This is a genomic window from Micromonospora sp. DT53 (genome assembly GCF_049841535.1).
Taxonomy (GTDB): domain Bacteria; phylum Actinomycetota; class Actinomycetes; order Mycobacteriales; family Micromonosporaceae; genus Micromonospora.
On record NZ_JBNCKM010000003.1, the window covers coordinates 65,480 to 86,798 of the forward strand.

General features: G+C 71.9%; 13 protein-coding genes. 12 read left to right on the forward strand and 1 reads right to left on the reverse strand.

The window, feature by feature from the left end; translation table 11 throughout:
- The first annotated feature begins 174 nt into the window (after nt 1-174).
- The 7 genes from ACLQ3B_RS11735 (at nt 175) to ACLQ3B_RS11765 (ending at nt 14,243) form a co-directional block, all read left to right on the forward strand.
- Nucleotides 175-3,054 carry an AAA family ATPase gene (locus ACLQ3B_RS11735; protein ID WP_425780012.1) on the forward strand — a complete coding sequence of 960 codons (2,880 nt, stop codon included), beginning with the start codon at nt 175-177 and terminating at the stop codon, nt 3,052-3,054.
- 151 nt (nt 3,055-3,205) lie between these two features.
- The gene (locus ACLQ3B_RS11740; RefSeq protein ID WP_425780014.1) at nt 3,206-4,228 is read left to right on the forward strand and encodes a hypothetical protein; all 1,023 of its coding nucleotides are present in this window, start codon (nt 3,206-3,208) and stop codon (nt 4,226-4,228) included.
- Between the two features lie 151 nt (nt 4,229-4,379).
- Entirely contained in the window at nt 4,380-6,656 is a 2,277-nt protein-coding gene (locus ACLQ3B_RS11745; protein ID WP_425780016.1) for a TOMM precursor leader peptide-binding protein, read from the forward strand.
- A gap of 80 nt (nt 6,657-6,736) precedes the next feature.
- The gene (locus ACLQ3B_RS11750; protein WP_425780018.1) at nt 6,737-8,200 is read left to right on the forward strand and encodes a SagB/ThcOx family dehydrogenase; all 1,464 of its coding nucleotides are present in this window, start codon (nt 6,737-6,739) and stop codon (nt 8,198-8,200) included.
- Nucleotides 8,197-9,006: a hypothetical protein gene (locus tag ACLQ3B_RS11755; RefSeq protein ID WP_425780020.1), complete on the forward strand. Its 810-nt coding sequence runs from the start codon at nt 8,197-8,199 to the stop codon at nt 9,004-9,006. The genes ACLQ3B_RS11750 and ACLQ3B_RS11755 overlap by 4 nt, the downstream gene beginning before the upstream one ends.
- A complete protein-coding gene (locus ACLQ3B_RS11760; protein ID WP_425780022.1) occupies nt 9,003-11,186 on the forward strand; it encodes an NHLP family bacteriocin export ABC transporter peptidase/permease/ATPase subunit in 2,184 nt (727 codons plus the stop codon). Before ACLQ3B_RS11755 ends, ACLQ3B_RS11760 begins: the two co-directional genes overlap by 4 nt.
- 24 nt (nt 11,187-11,210) lie before the next feature.
- Nucleotides 11,211-14,243, forward strand: a complete 3,033-nt coding sequence (locus tag ACLQ3B_RS11765) for an ATP-binding cassette domain-containing protein (protein WP_425780024.1) — start codon at nt 11,211-11,213, stop codon at nt 14,241-14,243.
- Nucleotides 14,244-14,251: 8 nt separating this feature from the next.
- On the opposite strand, the gene ACLQ3B_RS11770 is transcribed toward ACLQ3B_RS11765, so the two are convergent.
- Nucleotides 14,252-15,031 carry a MerR family transcriptional regulator gene (locus ACLQ3B_RS11770; RefSeq protein WP_425780026.1) on the reverse strand — a complete coding sequence of 260 codons (780 nt, stop codon included), beginning with the start codon at nt 15,029-15,031 and terminating at the stop codon, nt 14,252-14,254.
- Between the two features lie 323 nt (nt 15,032-15,354).
- Between ACLQ3B_RS11770 and ACLQ3B_RS11775 the strand changes: the two genes are divergently transcribed.
- The 5 genes from ACLQ3B_RS11775 (at nt 15,355) to ACLQ3B_RS11795 (ending at nt 20,958) form a co-directional block, all read left to right on the forward strand.
- Complete coding sequence (locus ACLQ3B_RS11775) at nt 15,355-15,717, forward strand: hypothetical protein (protein WP_425780028.1); 363 nt, start codon at nt 15,355-15,357, stop codon at nt 15,715-15,717.
- A 148-nt stretch (nt 15,718-15,865) separates the two neighbouring features.
- Nucleotides 15,866-16,240, forward strand: coding sequence for a class IIb bacteriocin, lactobin A/cerein 7B family (locus ACLQ3B_RS11780; RefSeq protein WP_425780029.1), 375 nt, complete (start codon nt 15,866-15,868; stop codon nt 16,238-16,240).
- A 27-nt stretch (nt 16,241-16,267) separates the two neighbouring features.
- Nucleotides 16,268-17,434 carry a YcaO-like family protein gene (locus ACLQ3B_RS11785; RefSeq protein ID WP_425780031.1) on the forward strand — a complete coding sequence of 389 codons (1,167 nt, stop codon included), beginning with the start codon at nt 16,268-16,270 and terminating at the stop codon, nt 17,432-17,434.
- Nucleotides 17,427-18,821 (forward strand): TfuA-like protein, encoded by a 1,395-nt coding sequence (locus ACLQ3B_RS11790; protein WP_425780032.1) that lies wholly within the window; start codon nt 17,427-17,429, stop codon nt 18,819-18,821. Before ACLQ3B_RS11785 ends, ACLQ3B_RS11790 begins: the two co-directional genes overlap by 8 nt.
- Before the next feature lie 10 nt (nt 18,822-18,831).
- A complete protein-coding gene (locus ACLQ3B_RS11795; protein WP_425780034.1) occupies nt 18,832-20,958 on the forward strand; it encodes a B12-binding domain-containing radical SAM protein in 2,127 nt (708 codons plus the stop codon).
- Nucleotides 20,959-21,319: the final 361 nt, after the last annotated feature.

A 21,319-nucleotide genomic window follows, 5' to 3' on the forward strand; every position in this document is an offset into this window, starting at 1 on the left:
TCTGGCTACCGATCCTTTTCTGCGGCTTGTGGTGCGATGTCGGAAAGAACTGCATCTCGACGGCGCCTGCCAAATAGGGCGTTGGCCGCAGTGATTTGTTTCGACATTTGGCGGTGCTCCGGTATAGTGCGACCAATTCCCATTGAGTGTGCCGGAAGGCGTCTGGTCTGCGTGATGACACCTGGGCTGGAAAGCGCATCATCGAGCCCGCGCTTCGTCGGGCGACGACCACAGTTGGCACGTATCGGGAGAGCCCAGGCCACCGTGCTGAGCCGTGGCTGGCAAATGGTTTGCGAGGTGGTCGGCGAGCCGGGCATCGGCAAGTCCAGGTTCGTCCGTGAGGCCCTGGAGCGGTGCGACTCCACCGTCCCCTGGGCCGTCGGGACCTGTTCGCCGGATGAGCGGGGAGTCCCCTTCCATGTGTTTCGCCATGCCTTCACGGAGGGGCAGTCACTCCGACGCGGGGTGCGTGCCGGACGGGCCACCGGGGAGAGTTGGGCGGAGTCCGTCGCCGCGGTGCCAGCAGCCCCGGCGCGGGCGTCGGACGCCCGCCGGTTCCGGACCTACCAGCTGGCCCGCCGGCTGATCGGCCTGGCGGCACGGGACGGTCTGGTGCTGGTCCTCGACGACCTGCACTGGGCGGATGCCTCCTCCACCGGTCTGATCGCCCACCTACTGCGGTATCCGGTGCCCGCCCCGCTGCTGCTCGTGCTCGTCTACCGCCCGCGGCAGATGGCGACCCCGATGCCGTTCGGGCTACCGGATCTCGACAAGCACGCCGATGCGGAACCGACGTCACACGACCGGATCGAACTTCGCCCTCTCAGCCTCGCCGAGGTCGCGCTCCTGCACCCCCACATCGACCAAGTGGAGCTGCGCGCCCGGTACGACCTGACCGGCGGCAACCCCGGTTACCTGGCGGTGCTGCCGAGCGACCCCACCTCGAACAGCGCAGACCCGATCCGTGAAGCACAGGGTGGCCGGCTGTCCGACGCGGCGGTGGCCGTGCTGCGCCGCGAGTGGACGGACCTACCCCCCGTCGAGCTGGCCTGTCTGCGGGCCGGCGCGATCGTCGATGCGCCCTTCACCGCGGACCTGCTCGCCGAGGTTGCTCAGGTCCCGACGTCACTGGCGGTCGAGGCCTGCTGGCGGCTGGCCCGGCTTGACCTGATCCGCCGCGTCCCCGGCACTGGACGGTTCGCCTCCCGGCACCCGGTGCTGCGGATGGCTGTCGCCCAGGACACCGACACGCAGTGGCAGGTGGAGGCGTGTGCGCGGGCGCTCACCGCGCTTGTCGATCTGGGCGCGCCACCCGCGGACCGGGCCCGCTACGCGGAGCGCCTGCTCGCCCTGCCAAACGGCGGCTGGGCCGACCGCTGCGTCAACGTGCTCTGCCGGGCCGCGCAGGAGGTCCGGCGCGAGACGCCGGACCTGGCCATCCGCTGGCTACGGCTGGCGCTGCGTGCGCTGCGGCCGGCGGCCGGTCTGACGCAACGTCGCCAGGACGTGTCGCTCGCGCTGGCCGAGATCACCGGGGAGGCGGGGAATCTGGCCGAGAGCAGGGCCCTGCTCCAGGAGATCGTGCCGCTGTTCCCCGCCGACCCGGAGGGACGGCGGGCGCAGGCGGTAGCTCTCTGGGCGCGCGTGGAACGTCTGCTCGGCAACTACGCGGAGGCGGTGGCCATCAGCCGGCGGGAGTTGTCCGCCCTGCCAGCCGATGCCGGACCTGGCGACGGCTACCGCCTCGCCACCGAGATCGGCGTCGCCGGCATCCTGGCCGGCCGTGCCGTGACCGGGTTGCCCGACGTGCTCAGCGGAGATCTCGGCGGCTCCGGCGCGGACCGGGCCAGCCTGCTGGCGGTGCGTAGTCTGGCCGCCGCCCTCGACGGCGCCCTCGACGACGCCCAGGGCCTGCTCGATGCCGGCGCCCGGATCGTCGACTCGCTGCCGGACCGGGACGTGCGGGACCACCCCGACTGCTTCACCGCACTCGGCCTGAGCGAGTTGTACCTCGAACGGCAGGCCGACGCTGTGCGGCACCTCGACCGAGGGCTGACGCTCGTCCGCGCCTCACACCGCGACGACGGACTGTGCCAGCTGCTGCTCGGTCGTAGTCAAGTGGCCTACCACGGCGGGCAGCTGAACGCCGCCATCGAATTGGCTACCGAGGCGGGCATCGTTGCCCGGCGTATCGGCAGTCGCGACCTGCTGAGCTTCGCCCTGGCGTTCGAGGCCGAGGCGACGGCCTGGCGTGGTGGCCTTCGGGACGACGACCGGGCGGTGGCGCTGGCCCGCAGCGCCGCCGGAATCGCCACCGACCTCGCCACCTGGTGCGGTCGTACCGCCGCGACGGCGCTGGCGACCGCGGCGCTGCTGTCGGGTGATCCGGCGACCTGTGCCGAACTGGTGCGCTCAGCCGGCGGCGACAGCCAGCTGAGCCGTCTCCAGACGTCCCTCCGGCCCAGGTGGTACGAGCTGCTCTGCGCCGCCGCGCTCGCCGCGGGCGACGTGGCCGACGCCGAGCGGCAGGCGCGGCTGGCATTGGCCGAGGCGGATCAGGTCGGTCTGCCCGGGCAGCGGGGCTTCGCCGAGTCGGCGTACGGCGAGGTGCTGCTCGCCCGGGGCGAGGTCCGGGCGGCGCTGCTGCACCTGGAGACCGCATCCGACCTGTTCCGCGCCGGCGAGATGGTGCTACGGCGCAGCCTTGCCCTGGCCTCCCTGGCCCGGGCAGCCGAAGCCGCTGACCAGTCCGGCCTGGCGGCGCGGGCCCGCCGCCGGGCGCTGGAACTGGCCGGGTGGTGCGGAACGGAACGGGTCGGCCTGCGACTGGCCCGTCCGGTCGGCCCGCGCGAGGTCGCCGCCCTGACCGACCGGGAGTGGCACATCGCGCGGCTGGCGGCGACCGGGGCCACCAGCCGACTGATCGGGCGGCAGCTGAACATCAGCCCCCGCACGGTTGAGGCGCACCTGACCCGCCTCTACCGCAAGACGGGCGTTGCTTCCCGGTCGGGCCTGGCCGCCTGGGTCGCTCGTCTCGATGACACCGATCGATGACTGCGATCCAGGCCGGATGACGTCGTTCGGTGCAACGTCGACAGGCCGTTCAGCACGAGGCCGCGCCGCCACCGTCGTAGCCGGACAGCCGCTCACATACTCGACTGCGTCGGGCGCGATTCCCGTGGACCGGTGGTGGATGGAGGACGAGATGCTGGGCAGAAGATCCGTCAGGAGCCCGCGTACCCTCGCCGCGCCGGTGCCGGCGATGCCGTTCGCCGCCACGGTGGTGCTGCTCGTGCTGACCGGCTGTGGTGGTGAGCCGGTGGACGCGGCCACCCCGGCGCCCCACGGTTCGGCCACTTTCGGTCGGGACCGGGCCGCGCTCGTGCTCACCGCCTTCGACCAGGCCGATTCGGCCGCCTCGGTGGCCGGTGACGTCGAGGCGCTGCGGGCGCAGGAGGTTTCGCCCTCGCTGGACCTCAGCATCGCCGCAGTACGTCGGGCCGCGTACAACCAGCGTCCGCAACCGTCCTTCCAGCACATAAACCCGGTCTTCGCGGTACCACCCGCCGCCCCGGCCTGCTTCCTCGCCACGGCGACTCTCCGGCTGACCGGCTCGGAGCTGGCGCCCACGGACGTCAGCCAGTTCGCGCTCGGTGCTGACGGCCAGTGGAAGCTCAGCCACAACGTTCAGGTCACCCAACCCTCGCTCGTGGTCGCCCGGAGCATCGACGGCCGGCCGGCCACCGCGGGCGGCGCCGCCCTGGACGGGACCAGCCAGCGGGCCCTCGCCGCCGAGGTGTTCGCCCGCAGCATCGGGTCCACGACGGGCAACCGGTCCCTCATCGTGTCGAGCCCGCTGCTCGACGGCCAGTTCGCCGGCGGTTGGGAGGTCTACGGGCAGCAGCTCGCCGGTGTCGGCGGGGCGGTGCAGCGGACGATGGACCGGGCCGAGTGGTCCGACTGCGCGGTCGCGGTGCCGACCGGCACGCTCACCTTCTTGACGATCCACGCCACCGACACGCTGCGCCCGGCGCCCGGCGGTCCGGCCACCGTCCGATTGGAACCGCAGAGCCCGGACCTGATCGCCACCGGTCACCTCAAGGCGATCAGCGGAAAGTCGATCCGGGTCACCCGGGTGGAGACCTTCGTGCTGCTCGTGCCGGCACAGACCGTCGGCACATCAGTGCTGGGGCTCAACGACACCGCGCTGACCGTCACCGCCGACTGACCCTGCCGCCGAGCGTCCACGGCGTCGGCGACGGCAGAAACCGGTGGCATCACTCGGATTGGACGCCACCGGACCGCGACGATGACAGCAGCCGTGATCGCCGGCGGGGCCGGCGGTGCCGCGGTCCGGCCACGAAGCTCGGGAGGAACCCATGTGGCGTCCGCGCTTCCGATCGGACTACGTGCCGGTGCGACTGCCCGACGGTCCGCTCGTGGTGCTGGGGGAGACCCGCAGCCTGCTCATCGACGACCCGGTCGCCGCGGACCTGGCCGACCAGCTCGACGGTGCCGCCCCGTTGGCCGACGTGGTGGCCCGACTGGCCACCCGGCACCCGGTCGCCGCCGTCGCCGCAGCCCTCGCCCGGCTGCGCGACCACGGCCTGCTGGTGTCCGGTCCGGCGCACACCTCGGCAGCCGAGGCGGCCGGCTGGGACGCCCGGGGTGTGCCGCCCGACGTCGGGCGGCGGTGGATGGCCGGGGGAACGGTCACCATCGTGGACCTCGGGGCGCCCCGGGTGGCCGAGACCGCCGACGCGCTGCGCGCCCTCGGGCTCACTGTGACGGTGGTCGGGCCGGACGATCCGGGCACCGGCCCCGACACCGCCCAGGTGCTGGTGCTGCCGTCGTCGATGCTCGACTCCCGGCTGGCGCTGATCAACGACCGCCACCTGGCCGCCGGTCGCGCGTGGACGTTGGCCCGGCCACACGGCAACGTCGTCTTCCTCGGCCCGCACCTCGTGCCGGGCCGTACCGGCTGCTGGGCCTGCCTGCGCCAACGCTGGCAGGAGAACGAACAGGTGAACGCCTTCCTCGACGGGCAGGACCTGGCCGGCCCGCTGCCGCAGCCCGGCCGCGCGGTCCTGCCCGGACTGGCCACCATGGCGGCCGGGCTGCTCGCCGCAGAGCTCGCCGTGCTCGCTGTCCGGGGCACGTCGCCCCGTCTCACCGGCCGAATGGTCGCCCTGGACACCCGGGACCTGAGCACGGAGAGCCACCAACTGGTGCGCCAGCCGCAGTGCCCCGCCTGCGGTGACCCGGACCTCGTCCGCAAGGCCGAGCCACGGATCGACCTGCCACCGAGTGGCGCACAGGCCAGTCGGGCCGGGGACTGCCGTGTCCGGGAACCCGCCGAGGCGTACGCCGCGCTCGTCCACCACGTCAGCCGGTACCTGGGCGTGGTGAGCCGGCTGACCCCGCTGGAGACGACCGACAACGGCGTCACCCACACCTACTCGGCCGGGCACAACTTCGCCCAGCCCCGCCAGCTCGCCGCGCTGCGCCGCAATCTGCGCGGGCAGAGCGGCGGCAAGGGCCGGACCGACCTGCTGGCCCGGATGAGCGCGGTCGGGGAGGCGGTGGAACGCTACTGCGGGGTGTGGCGCGGCGACCGCCCGGTGCACCGCGCGACCTACCGGCAGCTCGGTCCGGACCGCGCGGTACACCTGCGGGAGCTGCTGCTCTTCTCGGAACGCCAGTACGCCGACCGGCACCGGCTCAACCACGACCTGGGCCACCTGCACCGCATTCCCCGCCCGCTGCCCGACGAGGCGGAACTGGACTGGACCACGGGTTGGTCGCTGACCCGGCAGACACCGCGCGAGCTGCCCGCCGCGTACTGCTGGTACGGGCACCCGGAGCTGACCGGGCTGGGGGTGTGCTCGGCCGACTCGAACGGCTGCGCGGCCGGCGGCAACCTGTCCGAGGCGATCCTGCAGGGCTTCTGCGAACTCGTGGAGCGGGACAGCGTGGCCCTGTGGTGGTACCACCGATCCCGGATGCCCGGGGTGGACCTCGCCTCGTTCGGCGACCCGTGGGCAGCCGCCTGCGTCGACCATCACCGCACCGCGCTGGGCCGCGAACTGTGGGCCCTCGACCTGACCGCCGACCTCGGCGTACCCACGTTCGCCGCGGTGTCCCGGCGGGTCGACCGAGGGCCGGAGGACGTCCTGGTCGGCTTCGGCGCGCACCTGGACGCGCGGGTCGCGCTGACCCGGGCGCTCACCGAGGTGAACCAGTTCCTGCCCGCCGTCGCCGGTCCCACCTCCACCCGCAACCGGTACGGCGTCGACGACCCGGACACCGCGCGTTGGTTCGGCACCGTGCGGGTGGCCGACCAGCCCTGGCTGACCCCGGATCCCACCCGGCCGTCGCGCACCGCGGCCGACCACCCGACGCTGACCACCGGGGACCTCGGGGATGACGTGCGTCGTTGCGTACGCCGGGCGGAACGGGCCGGCCTGGAGGTGATCGTCGTCGATCAGTCTCGTCCGGATGTCGACCTGGCGGTGGTGAAAGTCGTCGTGCCGGGCCTGCGGCACTTCTGGCGCCGGCTCGGTCCCGGCCGACTGTGGGACGTGCCGGCCCGCCTCGGTCGGGGCCCACTGGCCGTCGACGAGACATCGGCCAATCCGCTGAACGTCTTCTTCTAGCCGGCGCTCCCGGGTGACCGGGACCGTGGGAAGGATGTGGGGATGACCACCGTGGTGGACCTGGTCGGTCGGCGGTCGTCGTGAGCGGCTCCGTCGGCGGTCCGCCGATTCAGGAGTCGTACCGGCTGCGCCGTGACGCGGAGTTGCGGCTCGGCGAGGACGGCTCGCTGACGCTGCGGCAGACCCGCTTCCAGGTCACCCTGGAGCAACCGGGCATGGGCCGGCGGGCGCTGCTGCTGCGGCTTGCCGCCGGCTGGGTCAACGACGTCGAGGTCGGCCGGCTGATCAGCGGCCTGGAGGGGGAGAACCGGGTGTTGCCCGCGCAGTTGCTGCTGCGCCGGCTGCTCGCCCACTCCTGGCTGGAGCGCCGCGTACAGGTCGACGATCGGCCGCTGCTCGACCTGGTGCCGACCGGCCTGGGCCGAGGCAGTTTGCCGGAGAGTCGGCCACACACGCCCGGGGTCCGCTACCGGCTCTCCCGCTTCGCCGCCCTTCAGCACGAACGGGGCATGCTGGTGGCCGCGTCACCGCTGAGCACCCTCGCCGTCGGCTGCGCCGACGCCGCCCTCGGCGCGGTGCTGGCCGCCGCCGCGCCGGGCGTCGGACCCGAGCTGGTGGCCCGCACGCTGGGCGTTCCGCCGGAAGTCGCCGGACGGGTGCTCGACGAGCTGGCCACCGCCCGGATCCTGGTCACCGACGCCGAGTTCGAGGCGGAGTGCGACGACGCGCCGCTGGCCTACTGGTCGCCGGAGGAGCTGCGGCTGCACCACCGATCCCGGGCCGGTCGACACGCGCTGCCGGTGGGCGGAACCTACCGGATGAGGGGGAGCTTCGCACCGCTTCCGCTGCGCCGCCCGTACGACGGGGGCCGGGCGGTGGACCTGCCACTGCCGGACCTGGCGACGATCGCCAAGGCGGATCCCGCGTTCAGTCAGGTCGTCACTGACCGGCGCAGCGTGCGCGAACACGACGACGCGGCGCCGCTGCCGCTGGAGCGACTGGCGGAGTTCCTGCACCGGTCGCAGCACACCAGCGCCGTCGGCGAGGCCGGCGGGCAGGAGATCGGCCACCGGCCCTACCCGGGTGGCGGCGGCGTCTACGAGCTGGAGATCTACCCACTGGTCGCGCGCTGCGCAGGGCTCGACCCCGGGCTCTACCACTACGACGCCGTCGGGCACCGGCTGGAGCCGGTCGCCGGCTGGGGACCGGCCGCCGACCGGCTGCTGGCGTACGCGCGAGCATCCGGCGCCCTGCCTCGGCCGCCGCAGACGGTCCTGGTGGTCACCGCCCGGGTCCAGCGGCTCATGTGGAAGTACGAAGGGATGAGCTACGCCATGATTCTCAAGGACGCGGGTGTGCTGACCCAGCAGATGTATCTCGTCGCCACCGCCATGGGGCTGGCGCCCTGCGCCCTCGGCGCCGGGGACTCCCAGGCCTTCGCCGAGTTGTCCGGGCTGGACCCGCTGGTCGAGCCGAGCGTGGCCGACTTCCTGCTCGGCTCACACCGCACCACCGGCCCGGCCGCGGCGGAGAGTCGGCCATGAAGTTCCGGCGGCAGGCTCTGCGCCAGTTGGAGGCGCCCGAGCAACTGGACCGGGCGGTCCGGCTGACCACGGTGCCGAATTGGCTGGCAACCACCGCGCTGATCATCGTCGTCGTCGCCGCAGGTGTGTGGTCGGTGCGCACGGTGGTGTCCCGGACCGTCGAGGCGGCCGGGGTGCTGATCCACTCGAACGGGATCTCGGCCCTCGACGCGCTCGACAGCGGCCAGGTCACCAAGGTGTGGGCGGCGCCGCACCAGCGGGTGCCGAAGGGCACGCCCCTCTACAGCCTGCGCACGGCGGACGGCAAGGTGCGGGTGGAGACCGCGCCGGGTGACGCGTACGTCGTCGCCTGGCTGGTCTCGGAAGGCGAGATCGTCACCCCGGGCACGCACCTGGCCGACCTGGAACGGCTCGACACCGCCGGGGACGCGTTGCAGGCAGTCGTCTACGCCCCCGCCGTCGCCGCCCCGCTGCTGCAACCCGGTGTGACAGTCGAGGTGGCCGCCGCGGCCGCGCCGCGCAACGTGTTCGGCACCCTGGCCGGCCAGGTGACCACTGTCGGCGCCTTTCCGGAGACCGAGGCATCGCTGCGCGCCTTCCTGGGCACCGGGCCGGACGTCCGGCGGCTGCTCGCCCGCGGCAGCGTGGTGCGGGTGACTGTCGCCCTGGAGCCCGACCCGGCCGCCCCGGGCGGCCTGCGCTGGACCAAGTCTCCGCCGCCGTTCCAGCTCAACTCGGCGAGCGAGGTCACCGCCTGGTTCACTGTGGACCGGGAACACCCGATCGACTGGTTGCTGCGGCGATGAGCGCGCCGACGACCGCCGTCAGCGGCACGCCGAAGCCGCCCAGGATCCGGCGCCGACGGGTCCGTACGCCCACCCTGATCCAGATGGAGGCGGTGGAGTGCGGTGCCGCCGCGCTGGGGATCCTGCTCGCGCACCACGGTCGGCACGTGCCCCTGGAGGAGTTGCGCCGGGTGTGCGGAGTGAGCCGGGACGGCTCCACCGCGGCCACCGTGCTCAAGGGCGCCCGCCGCTACGGCATGGTGGCGAAGGGTTTCCAGATGGACCTGGCCGGCCTGGCCACCGTGGCGTTGCCGGCGGTGCTGTTCTGGCGGTTCGAGCACTTCGTGGTGCTGGAAGGGCTCGGCCGCAAGGTCTTCATCAACGATCCGGCCACCGGTCCCCGTGCGGTGAGCTGGGAGGAGTTCGACGGTGCCTTCACCGGCATCGTGCTCACCATGGAGCCCGGCCCGCAGTTCCGGCCGGGCGGCACCCGCTACCGGCTGGTGCGGGCGCTGGCCGAGCGGTGGCGCGGCCCGGGCTCGGCGATAGCGCAGATGCTGCTGCTCGGCCTGCTGATCGCCGTGGTCGGTCTGACCATTCCGGTGATGGCCAAGGTCTTCGTCGACCGGGTGCTGTTGCAGGAGGATCGGGCGACGTTCGCCGGCCTGGTGGCGGCGGTGGCGGTGGCCACCGTGCTGACCTTCCTGGCCAGCCTGCTTCAGCAACGCCTGACCGTACGCGCGGAGACGGCGCTCGCCCTCGCCAGCGCCGCCCGGTTCTTCCGACATCTGCTGCGGCTGCCGCCGGCCTTCTTCGACCAGCGGCAGGCCGCCGACCTCAGCCAGCGGGTCCGCGGCAACGAGGTGGTCGCCGAGGTGCTCACCCGCCGGACTGCCACCACTGTGGTGGACACCGGCCTGGTGCTGGCGTACGGGGCTCTGCTCTGCCATTACGACCTGCTGCTCGGACTGTGTGCGGTGGTCCTCGCCGGGCTGAACGTCAGCGTGCTCCGCTATGTCGCCTCGACCCGGTCCACAGCTGTCGCCGGTCTTCAGGCGGACCGCAGCAAGCTGGTGACAACCGTGTACACCACCGTCCAGATGATTGAGACGGTGAAGGCCGGCGGCGAGGAGGAACGCGCGGTGGCCCGGTTCGCGGCGCGCCATGCCACCGTCGCCACCCGTCAGCAACGGCTGGGCGTGCCCACCGCCGTGCTCTCCGTCCTGCCGGCGCTGCTCGCCTCGGGGACCACAGCGGTGCTGCTGGGGTTGGGCAGCCGGCAGGTCGTGGCGGAGGCGATGAGCGTCGGTGTGCTTGTCGGCATGCAGAGCCTGGCCGCCGCGATGAACCGCCCGCTGGGCAACCTGACCGCGCTGGGCTCGCGGTTGCAGGACATGAGCGCCGACCTCAACCGGCTGCGTGACGTGGAGCGGTACCCACTGCCGTCGGCCCGGGACCGATCCGCCCGACCGATGACGCCGATGGAGGGGCACCTGCGCATTGAGGAGATCACCTTCGGCTACAACCCGTTGGGTCGCCCGCTGCTGGAGAACTTCAGCCTTGACCTGCCGCCGGGTGCCCGGGTGGCGCTCGTCGGGCGCTCGGGCAGTGGCAAGTCGACTGTCGGCCGGCTGGTCGCCGGGCTCTACCGTCCCTGGACCGGACAGGTCACCGTGGACGGATTTGAGCGGGCCGCAGCCGACGACGGGCTCTGGGCGGCGACGGTCGCCATGGTGGACCAGGACCAACGGCTGTTCGAGGGGACGGTCCGGGACAACGTCACCATGTGGGACCTCACGGTCGCTGATGAGGACGTCGTCAGCGCGCTGACCGACGCGTGCCTCTACGACGAGGTCGCGGCCCGTCCGGGTGGCCTCGGCAGTCCGGTGCGGGAGAACGCCCGCAACTTCTCCGGTGGGCAGCGGCAGCGGCTGGAGATCGCAAGAGCGCTCGTGCGCAATCCCCGGGTGCTCGTGCTGGACGAGGCCACCAGCGCGCTGGACGCCGAGACCGAGCGCCGGATCGACATGCACCTGCGCCGGCGGGGGGCGACCTGCCTGATCGTGGCCCACCGCCTGTCCACGGTCCGCGACTGCGACCTGATCGTCGTGCTGGACGGCGGTCGGGAGGTGGAGCGCGGCACCCACGAGCAGCTCGTCGCCCAGGACGGGGCGTACGCGCGCCTGGTCCGGGACCACTGACCACGACGATCCGAGGAGACGCTGATGAGTGGCGCGGTGGAGGATCCCCCGGCCGGCGGCCTGATCGGCTTCTGCTCGGACGGCGTACGCCAAGTTTGCCGCCTGGACGGCCCGGCGGCAGGCTGGCTGGTGACCGGAGGTGAGGCCGACCTGTTCGCGGTGCGCCGGGCCGGGATGAGCCCCTCGCGTCGTCACCATGTGGCCCGGCTGCCTGCGGGTGGCCTGGTGCCGACGTCCACCGCGATCGGCGCGTGGCGGTTGATCCTGGTGCCGCTGCCCGGCACGGAGCTGCGCGGGCTGTCCCGGCGTCACCTGTCCCTGCTGGAGCGACACGTCCGGCTCGGCCGCGTGGCGGACGACGGGGCGTCGCTGCGCGCGCGGACCGCCGCGACGGAGTTGGTCGCGGCGGTGGACCTGGTGCTGGTCACCATCGCCGACGCGCTGCGCCGCGGCCAGGCCCCCCGGGAGGCGTCCACCCTCTGTGGGCGCGAGATCATCTCGCTGGCGCAGGGGAGCGCCCTCACCTCCACCAGCGGCGCGTGGTGGCTGCGCAGCGCCGGTGGACAACTGCGACGCAACGGCGGTGGCCCCGCGGAGATGTCCGGGGAGCGGGAGCTGCTGCTGGTCGCCGAGCGGGACTGGGTGGTGGCCGAGTCGCCGTGCGCGGTGGAGAGCCACGGCAGCTGGGACCTGCTGGTCAACGGTCAGCTGCGATCGGCCGTGGACCAGCACGTGGCCCGGCTGCTGCGGATGGTGGAGACCCGGATCGAGGAGGCCGACGCGGCGTTGCTGAGCGCCGTGCAGCGGCGCCGGGAGACCGACGCGGCGGTGCTCGCCGCGGCGGCCCGCAGGTCGATCGGGGTGATCGGCGCAGGCGGTGCGGTTCCGGTTCCCGACGGCGAGGCCGGCTTCGACAGGTACGGACGGGCGGCCTCGGTGGTCCGGGTGGTCACCGAGGGGATGGGCAGCCCGATCAACGAGCCGGCCGACCGCAGCCGCGCACCACTGGACGACCGGGCGGCGGTGCACGCGGTGACCCGCGCGTCCAGCCTGTTCCTGCGTGAGGTGCGGCTGCCGGACCGGTGGTGGCGGCGGGACCTGGGGCCACTTGTGGGGTGGCGGGCCGGCGATGACCCGGAGCGCGTCGTCGCGGTGCCGCTGGTGTTCCGTCGGGGCCGCTACCACCACGTCGACCCGGACACCCGGGCGTTCGGACCGATCGACGCGGCCGTGGCCGCTACGTTCGCCGCCGAGGCGACCGAGGTGCAGGCGCCGCTGCCGCCGACCGCTCGGATGCGCCACCTGCTGCGGGCCGGGCTGGTCGGTGCGTCCCGCGACGTGCGGGGTCTGCTGTTCGCCGCCAGCTGCGTGGCACTGCTGGGCCTGGGCGTGCCGCTGGCCACCGGAGAGGTGCTCGGCCAGTTGGCCCGGCAGGGCGAGGTGAACGGCCTTGGCGGCTTCCTCGCGCTGATGCTCAGCGCCGCGGTGGTCGCGGGGCTGGTGGGTGTGGTGCAGAACCTGCGTCTGCTGCGGTTGGACGGCCGGCTGCAGTCCGGCGCGCAGCTGGCGATCTGGGACCGGCTGATGCGGCTACCGGCCCGGTTCTTCGCCGGTCGCAGCAGCGGTGAGATCGCCAACTCGATGTTGGGGATCTCGTTCGTCGGCGAGGCGCTGAGCGCGCTGCTGCCGCAGCTCGTCTCGGCGGCCGCGACCGTCGCGGTGACCCTCGGCATGCTCCTGGTGGTCGAGCCCGTGCTCGGGCTGTGGGGAGCGGGGATCGTCGCCGTCACCATGCTGACCTTCGGCGCGTTCGCCGTGCTGATCGTCCGTCAGCAACGGGCCGCGCTGCCGGCCGAGCACCGGGCGGCAGCGATGACCAACCAACTGCTCGGCGGCATCGTCAAGATCAAATTGGCGGCCGCCGAAACCCGTGCCCACGCACGCTGGTCGGAGGTCGCCGCGACGGCCCGAGCGGCGCTGCAACGGGTCCGGCAGAGTCAGGCGGGCCTGGTCGCCTTCGGCACCGTGCTGCCGGTCGCCGGCCAACTGGTCCTGTTCGCCGTGCTGATGGGGCCGCTGGCCGGCCGGGTCGCGCCGGCCGACTTCTTCATCCTCAACGTCGGTTTCGCGATGCTGCTCGGCGCGCTGCTGGTGCTGGTGTCGGCCGGGGTCGAAGTGATCGCGGCAGTGCCCCGGCTGGGCAGCCTGCGGGAGATCCTGTGCGCCGACCCCGAGGCGCGGCCGGACCGGGTGGACCCGGGCGAGTTGCGCGGCGAGATCGCGCTGCACCGGCTCACTTTCGCCTACCAGCCGGACGAGCCACCGGTGCTCATCGACATCGACCTGCACGTCCGCCCGGGTGAGTTCGTCGCCATCGTCGGACCGAGTGGCTGCGGAAAATCCACACTGCTCCGGTTGCTGCTCGGTTTTGAACGCCAGCAGCAGGGTGCAGTGCTCTACGACGGCCAGGACCTCTCCGAACTCGACGTCCACGCGGTCCGCAGGCAGTGCGGAGTGGTCCTGCAGGATGGTCAGCTCTTCGCCGGCTCGGTACGCGACAACATCTGCGGCGCCGGCAGCTTCCCACTCGACCAGGTCTGGGAGGCGGCGCGGATGGCCGGCCTCGCCGATGACCTGGAGGCACTGCCGATGGGGATGAGCACGATGGTGCCGTTCGGCGGCGGGACGCTCTCCGTCGGGCAGCGTCAGAGGGTCCTGATCGCCCGCGCGCTGGCCCCGCTACCCCGGATCATCTTCCTCGACGAGGCGACCAGCGCCCTGGACAACCGGACCCAGGAAGTGGTCAGCCGGAGCACCGCGGCCCTGGCCGCGACCCGGGTGGTCATCGCCCACCGGCTGTCCACGGTCCGTGCGGCGGACACCATCGTGGTCCTCGAAGCCGGGCGGATCGTGCAGCGGGGCAGTTTCGACGAGTTGATGGACCACCCTGAAGGGCTGTTCCACAGGTTGGCGCGGCGGCAACTGCTCACTGAACCGGAACGGTCTGACACCGTGCCGGAGAGCCGACAGGCGGACGGGCAGCCCGCGACAAGCTGACGACCCGGTCAGCCGTTGTCGATGACCGTGCTGTCCTCCAGGCACACGTCCGCGTCGAGGTGGTTCTCCAGCAGCTCGGCGATGTGCGCCTCCGACTGGTTCTCCACGGCGAGCCGGAACGCCTCGGTGAGCACGTTGACCACGCCCTGGGTCAGTAACAGGGTTTCCCTGTCGAGATCGGCCCAGGACGACCGGTCGCCGCCGCGGACGAGTTCCGGAGCGAGCGTCAGCAGTCGGGCGGCGACGGCGGCGACCAGCTCGTCAGCCACCGGCCGGAGGCTGTCCAGCACCTCGCTGAGGGTCTGCAGTGCCGGCACCGTGCCCACTCGTACCCGATGCAGGTCCAGGGCGGCGCGCAGCGGGCGTGGCCGGACGGTGCGGACGGTGCCGTCGGTGGTCCGGCCGATCACGCCGTGCCGGGTCAGCGCGTGGGCCAGCGCGGGACGATCGGCGGTCAGGCGTTGCAGCATCGCGGTGAGCCCGTCGGGCGCCTCGTCACTGGCCCGGACCCCGAGCATCGCCTCGATGGACACCAGGTTGAAGCCCTGACGTTGCAGGGCGAGGATCGCGTCCAGTCGGCGGACGTGGGAGTCGTCGTAGAGCGCTGCCCGACCGCGCCGCACCGGCGGGGGTAGCAGCCGTCGGGCCTGGTGCGCTCGGATGTTGCGTGGCGACATCCCCACCTTGCGGGCAAGCTCGTCCACGCTGTACCCGACCGGACCGCTTGGCGTCGTCGTCACCTCGTCGATGGTCACGGTGGCCTCCGGCAGCACTCGGTGACGGAACACGGCAACCCCGTCGAACCGCTGTCACGCTGTGCGGTCCGCCGATCGCAGCGTAGGTGTGGGCACCGGGCGGGTAAAAGGCGAGGAATTACTACTTGTCCACAGTGGCGACATTGATTAAAATCGCCATCCGCCGCAGGTCGCTGATCCCCAATTACCCGGCTTTCGCCGCAGCGTGACCTTTTCGCGGCCACATTCGATGAAATTCCCGCTCTCCGGGCGGATCGGATCCATCGGTGACCCACGATGAAGCGAAACCGGCGGCCCGGAACCTCCCGCGCTGCCTGTCGCCGCCACCGGCGGCCGACCATCGAAGGGAGCAGGGTGTGACACCTGTCGATCGAGCGGTCTTCGTGGCCGCGTACAGCCGGCTGGTCGCCGACGTCTGGGCCGACCCGGTCAAGGAGCAGGCGCTCGACCGGGACCCGCGGGAGTTCCTCTCCGGCTACGGGCTCCAACTGTCCGAGGATGTGCAGGTCCGGGTGGTCCGGGACGTCGCCGACGCCGACCCGGATCTAGATGTGCAGGTCGAGTCCTGGCAGCAGGCGGGCACCAGCGGCACTTTCGTGCTCTTCGTGCCGTCGCTGCTGCCGGTGGCTCAGGCGGAACTGGCCGAGGACGAACTGGACAGCGTCGTCGCCGGCCTGGACCCCAGCTGTGCCTGCTGCTGCCCGTGCTGCTGCACCTGACACCGAAGTCAGCCGCACATTAGCTCGCGCGGCAGATTCTGATGGCAGTCACACGGAATCGTTGATTGTCGAAGCTCGATCTTCGTAGCGTTCTCACCACACCGATCAACCGCCCGTCCCGCAGCGATCCCGAGGAAAGGACCGAACGATGAGCAACGACGAACAGGAATATGGCGCGAGGTTCGTGACCAAGTACTCGGAACTGGTCACCGCCGTATGGCGCAGTGACGAAGAGCTGCAGCGCCTGCTCGCCGACCCGACCGGCTACGCGACGGCGTCCGGCCTGCCGGTCGCCGCCGGCTCCCGGGTCGAGGTCGACCGCGCCCAGCCCGCCACGCTCTACACCAAGGACCAGATCGTCGCCGACTGGGCCGGCACGCCCGGCCTGCACGTGCTGCACGTGCCCGAGGTGCCGCTGGTCGACCTCAACGAGCTGACCGAGGCCGAGTTGGAGACGGTCGCCGGCGGCGTGGCCCCGATCGCCGACAACAACGTCAACATCATCGCCGTCCTCATCCTCTGAGTTCCCCACCCCTCGCCGGGAGCCTCGATGACTGACACGACCGAGACCATCGCGTTCCGATCCGGCACCTACCGGACGGCCACCGTGGAGCAGACCTGGGAACGGATCGGGGGCCTGCTCGACCGGTTCCGGATCACCCGGGTCGCCGACATCACCCGGCTCGACGAGATCGGCCTACCGGTGCACGTCGCCTACCGGCCGGTCGGCGCCACCATGGCGGTGAGCGTCGGCACCGGCGCCACGACGACGCAGGCCCGGGTCAGCGCGGTCATGGAGAGCATCGAGTCCTGGCATGCGGAGAACCTCCGGCCGGGGACCGTCGTCCGGTCCCCGGCGGAGGCGCTCGACCTGCCGTACGACGTCCGGTGGCTGCACCTGGCGGAACGGTCACCCCTGACCCCTGCCGTCGAGCTCGACTGGGTGGCTGGCCGTGGGTTGGTGACCGGTGCCGACTGCCTGGTGCCCCGCGCCACCATCGAACTCGACTTCACCGTCCGGCGTGGCTGGGACCGTGCCCTGTTCACACCCAGCAGCAACGGGCTGGCCACCGGGAACACTTTCGCCGAGGCCAGCCTGCACGCGCTGTTGGAGGTCGTCGAACGCGACTGCATCGCCCCGTACTGCACCTCACCGTTGGCCGAGCGCACCTACGCCGACCCGGGCACCGCCACCAACGTGATGACCCGCACGGTGCACGAGGCGTTGGTGCGAGCCGGTTGCTGGGTCGAGGTCTGCGACATCACCAACGCTGTCGACGTACCCTGCTACGCCGCCTCGATCTGGTCGGAGGACCTGCCGGTCACCTTCGGCGGCTTCGGCTGCCACGTCGACCCGGAGATCGCCGTCGGTCGGGCCATGGCGGAGGCAGCGCAATCACGGCTGGTCATGGTCTCCGGAGCCCGTGATGACATCGACGCCACCGCCTACCACGACGTCGGCGCACCGCCGGTGCCGCCTCCCACCGTCGACCGGCCCGTCCGGCCGGTCCGCCGGGATGCACCACCCGTGGGGGACGTGACCCAGGTGCTGCGCGAGCTGGCGTCGCGGGTGCAGCGGGTCACCGGCGTCGAGCCGTTCAGCGTCGACCTGACACACGACGACATCGGCATTGCGGTGAGCAAGGTGTTCGCCCCCGGCCTGCGGATGTTCGACGAGCGGGCCCTGAGTACCCGACCGGGGGTGCCCCGTGACTGACGTCGTCTTCATAGGTCCGAGCCTGCCGCCCGACGAGGTCGGTCGGCTGCTGCCCGACGCGGTGGTGCTGCCGCCCGTCGCGCACGGCGACCTGCTCCGCCTGGACGTTGCCCCCGGCGACCGGGTCCTCGTCATCGACGGGTTCTTCCTGCAACACCCGCCGGTCCGCCACCGGGAGATCCTCGACCTGCTCGACCGTGGCGTGACAGTGGCCGGCGCCGCCAGCATGGGCGCGTTGCGCGCCGCCGAGCTGTGGCCGTTCGGAATGCGTGGCGTGGGCGAGGTGTTCCAGCTCTACCGCGACGGGGTCGTCACGGGCGACGACGAGGTGGCCGTCGTGCACGGGCCAGCCGAGGAAGGCCACCGGGCCTTGAGCGTCCCGCTGGTGAACATCCGGGTCGCGCTGGGCCGCGCCGTCGCGGCCGGCGTGCTCAGCGACGCCGAGGCCGTGCTGCTGCTGGACATCGGCCGGGACCTGCCCTTCCGGCGGCGGTCGTACCGGGCGTTGGAACGCAGCGCGCCACCCGAGGCGGCGGCCGTGGTGAGCCGGTTCCTGACGTGGCACCGGCAAGACCCCTGCGACGCCAAGGGCGCCGACGCGCGGATGCTGCTGTCAATGGCTGCGGACAACGCGCCCGAGTTGTGCCCGGCGCACACTGGCGACCAGCCGCTCGACAACCTGCACACCCGCTTTCTCGACAGCTGGCGCTCGCGGTTCGCCGGAGAGTCGGTCGGCGGGCACTGGGCCAGCGACCGGGAGGCCGCCGCGGTGCTGATGCTGCTGCATCCCGAGTCGGCGGCCTGGCACCGGCGGGGAGTGCTGGCCGGGCTGGCCGAGGTGGACATCGACGACCCGATGGTCGAGGAGCACGCCAGCGAGGTGGCCCGCCGGCGAGGGCTGACCGGTCCGCCGCCGAGCGGGTGGGACTGGCTGACCGACCGGGAACGGGGTCTCGACGACCGCGAGGCGGTGCTGCGGGTGTTGGTGCGGGCGTTCGGCACCACGCCGTACCGCAGCTTGGCTCTGTGGATGGTCGCGGCGCCGCTGCGTACCCCCGTGTTACTCACCGCGGCACGGCAGGTCGCGGCGACCGCGGCGTCGCTGAACGAGACGCTCGTCCCGCGTACGACGGGGCGTCGACGCCCGGGTGCTCGGCTGCACTTCCGCACCGAGATCGTCGACGCGTGCTTCGCGAGGCTGTGGGGCTGTGCCGTCGACGGGCTGGAAGCGGCGGCGTGGGACCGGGGCTTCGTCGACCTTGCGGCGTTCCGGTACGCCGCCGAACCGTTTGTCGCGTACGTCAAGGCGTTCGGTGCCCCGCGACTGCCCGCGGTGGGCATGCGCACGCAGGACACCCTGGCCGGTTCCGCGGCCCGGGTCGGCTGAGGAGGAGTCGATGAGCGGCACGGTGAAGGCAGCACTGATCTACCCCCCGCTGACCGATCCCACCTCGGGATACCACTCCCTGAACTACCTCGATTCGTACGCCCGGGCACAGGGGCACCAGCCGGCGGAGATCATCGACGCCAACATCGAGGCGTTCCACCACTCGTACACCCCGTCGGCGTACGACTGGCTTCGGCGGGAGCTGTCCCGGCTCTCGATCGACGACCTCAGCGGCCCGGACGCGCTGATGGCCCGGGCCAACCAGCTCGGCCTGCCCGACCCCGATCCGGAGCGGCTGCGCCGGTCGATCGGGGTGCTGCAGGATCCGACCCTGTTCTACGACTACCGGCACTACCAGGACGCCGTCGAGGGCGTGATCTCCTGGATGGACGCCCTCGGCGCGGTCGGGTTTCCCGGGCAGTTCCACGCCGGCTTCCGGCTCCAACCACCGCCGATGATATCGATCGGCTCGGTGGCCGCGCTGACGGACGAGGCGCTGCTCGCTCGGCTCAACCGGCCCTTCCTGCCGTACTACGAGGACGTGCTGATCCCGCGGCTGGCCGCTGGCGGGCACCAGGTGATCGGCATCAGCGCCACCTACCAGTGGCAGCTGCCGTTCGCGCTCTGGATCGCCCGACTCGTCCGGCAGGCCTGCCCGGACGTCTTCCTCATCGCGGGTGGCACGGAGATCTCCGACGTCTGGAAGTGCGCCAGCAAACCCGAGTACGTCTTTCAGGTGCTGGCCGACTTCGACGCGATCGTGGTCGGCGAGGGGGAGAGCGCGTACACGGAGATCCTGGACGCGGTGCAGACCGGCACCCTGCCGGCCGGGCACCCCAACGTCCGGCTGCACCCCAAGTACGGCCGCCAGCGTCAACTGCCCCTGCGCTATGAACGCCTGGCGCAGGTACCCGTCCCGGACTTCTCCGGCCTGCCCTGGGACCTCTACCTCAGCCCGGAGCGGTTCGTCTACTATTCGCCGACCCGAGGCTGCTACTGGAACAAGTGCACGTTCTGCGACTACGGACTGAACACCGACGGTCCCACCAGCCCATGGCGGCAGGACACGGTGAGCACCATGATCGCGGACGTCACCGAACTGTCGAAGTTCGCCAAGTTCATCTACTTCTCGGTCGATGTGCTCGCTCCCGCGACCATCCTGCGCTTCGCCGAGCAGGTCGTCGAGCGAGGGCTGGACTTCCGCTGGGGTGCCGAGATCCGGCTGGAGAAGTACTGGTCGGACGAGCGCTGCGACCTACTGAGGCGCAGCGGCTGCGTGGCCATCTCGGTCGGCTTCGAGTCCGGTAACCAGCGCGTCCTCGATCTGATCGACAAGGGCACGAAGCCGGAGCAGGCACGACGCACCATGATGGCGATGACCAAGGCGAACATTGGTGTGCAGATGATGGGCTTCACCGGTTTCCCCACCGAGACCCGCGAAGAGGCCCTGGACAGCGTCAATTTCCTGCGTGACAACCCGGACCTGTGGACCCTCGGCGGGCTCGGCGACTTCATGCTGACGCCTGGCGCCATCGTCGCCAAGGAGCCGGACCGGTTCGGCATCACCAACGTGCGGCCGGTGGAGGGATCGGACATTGTCCGGATGCTCAAGTACGACGAGCCGGTCACCGAGGCCGCGCAGGCCGACGTTGCCCAGGCCAAGGCCGGCCTGAACCCCGGGCATTACCACCGCCCGTGGCTGGGCGCCACCGACACCCCGCACACGTTCTTCTACCACGACCGGTACGGCACCGCGGTACGCGGCGTCCTCGCCCACGACCGGGTACGCCACGACACCGACGACCAGACCGAGTTCCTCGCCAACGGCGCCTTCGTGGATCGCGACGACGAGCAGGTCTGGGACGCGTACCGGCGGATCCGCTCCGACGAGCAGGAAGGCGTTCCCGGCGACCTGCCGGCGGACCGGCACCTGTTCCGCCGGGTCGACGGCCAGGTGTTCGCACTCAACCGCAGCAGCCGGCTGTTCCTGGATCTCTTCAGCGCGCCGCTCACCCTCGCCGAGGCGCAGCGCCGGCTCTGGATCGTCGAACCGACTGTCGCGGACCGGGTCTGGCGAACCTTCATCGGGCAGCGGCTGATCCGCCGGCATCGACTCCCGGCCGATCCGGCGCGGTGACCAGCGAGCCGGCTCGCGACTGCATCGCAGCTGACCACAGCACGCTTCGCTGATCGAGATGTCGGCCCAGTGTGGCAAGATCCGCCGATGGTGAAGGCGCATCGGGTACGGCGTGAAGGGTCCCGACGGGAGCGTTGCACGGTGATGGTGACCGTGCCGGTGGGCCCGGACCGCGAGCGTGTGGTCCGGGCGGCCCGGCGTTGGTTCGAGCTGTGCCCGCAACGACTGCACGGCGCGTTCGGCGCCGCCGTGCGGGCGATGCCGCCGGGTGACCTTGATCTGCCCGAGTCGCCACCCGGTGCGGTGTACGCCTCGGTAGGCACCGCCCTGTTCGATGACTTTCACCGGAGCCCAGCGAGTG

Bases quoted from the DNA above. Each gene is read 5' to 3' on its own strand.
- ACLQ3B_RS11755 (WP_425780020.1), top strand. From the start codon at position 8,197: ATGAAGTTCCGGCGGCAGGCTCTGCGCCAGTTGGAGGCGCCCGAGCAA.
- ACLQ3B_RS11785 (WP_425780031.1), top strand. From the start codon at position 16,268: ATGACTGACACGACCGAGACCATCGCGTTCCGATCCGGCACCTACCGG.
- ACLQ3B_RS11745 (WP_425780016.1), top strand. From the start codon at position 4,380: ATGTGGCGTCCGCGCTTCCGATCGGACTACGTGCCGGTGCGACTGCCC.
- ACLQ3B_RS11760 (WP_425780022.1), top strand. From the start codon at position 9,003: ATGAGCGCGCCGACGACCGCCGTCAGCGGCACGCCGAAGCCGCCCAGG.
- ACLQ3B_RS11735 (WP_425780012.1), top strand. From the start codon at position 175: ATGACACCTGGGCTGGAAAGCGCATCATCGAGCCCGCGCTTCGTCGGG.
- ACLQ3B_RS11740 (WP_425780014.1), top strand. From the start codon at position 3,206: ATGCTGGGCAGAAGATCCGTCAGGAGCCCGCGTACCCTCGCCGCGCCG.
- ACLQ3B_RS11765 (WP_425780024.1), top strand. From the start codon at position 11,211: ATGAGTGGCGCGGTGGAGGATCCCCCGGCCGGCGGCCTGATCGGCTTC.
- ACLQ3B_RS11795 (WP_425780034.1), top strand. From the start codon at position 18,832: ATGAGCGGCACGGTGAAGGCAGCACTGATCTACCCCCCGCTGACCGAT.
- ACLQ3B_RS11780 (WP_425780029.1), top strand. From the start codon at position 15,866: ATGAGCAACGACGAACAGGAATATGGCGCGAGGTTCGTGACCAAGTAC.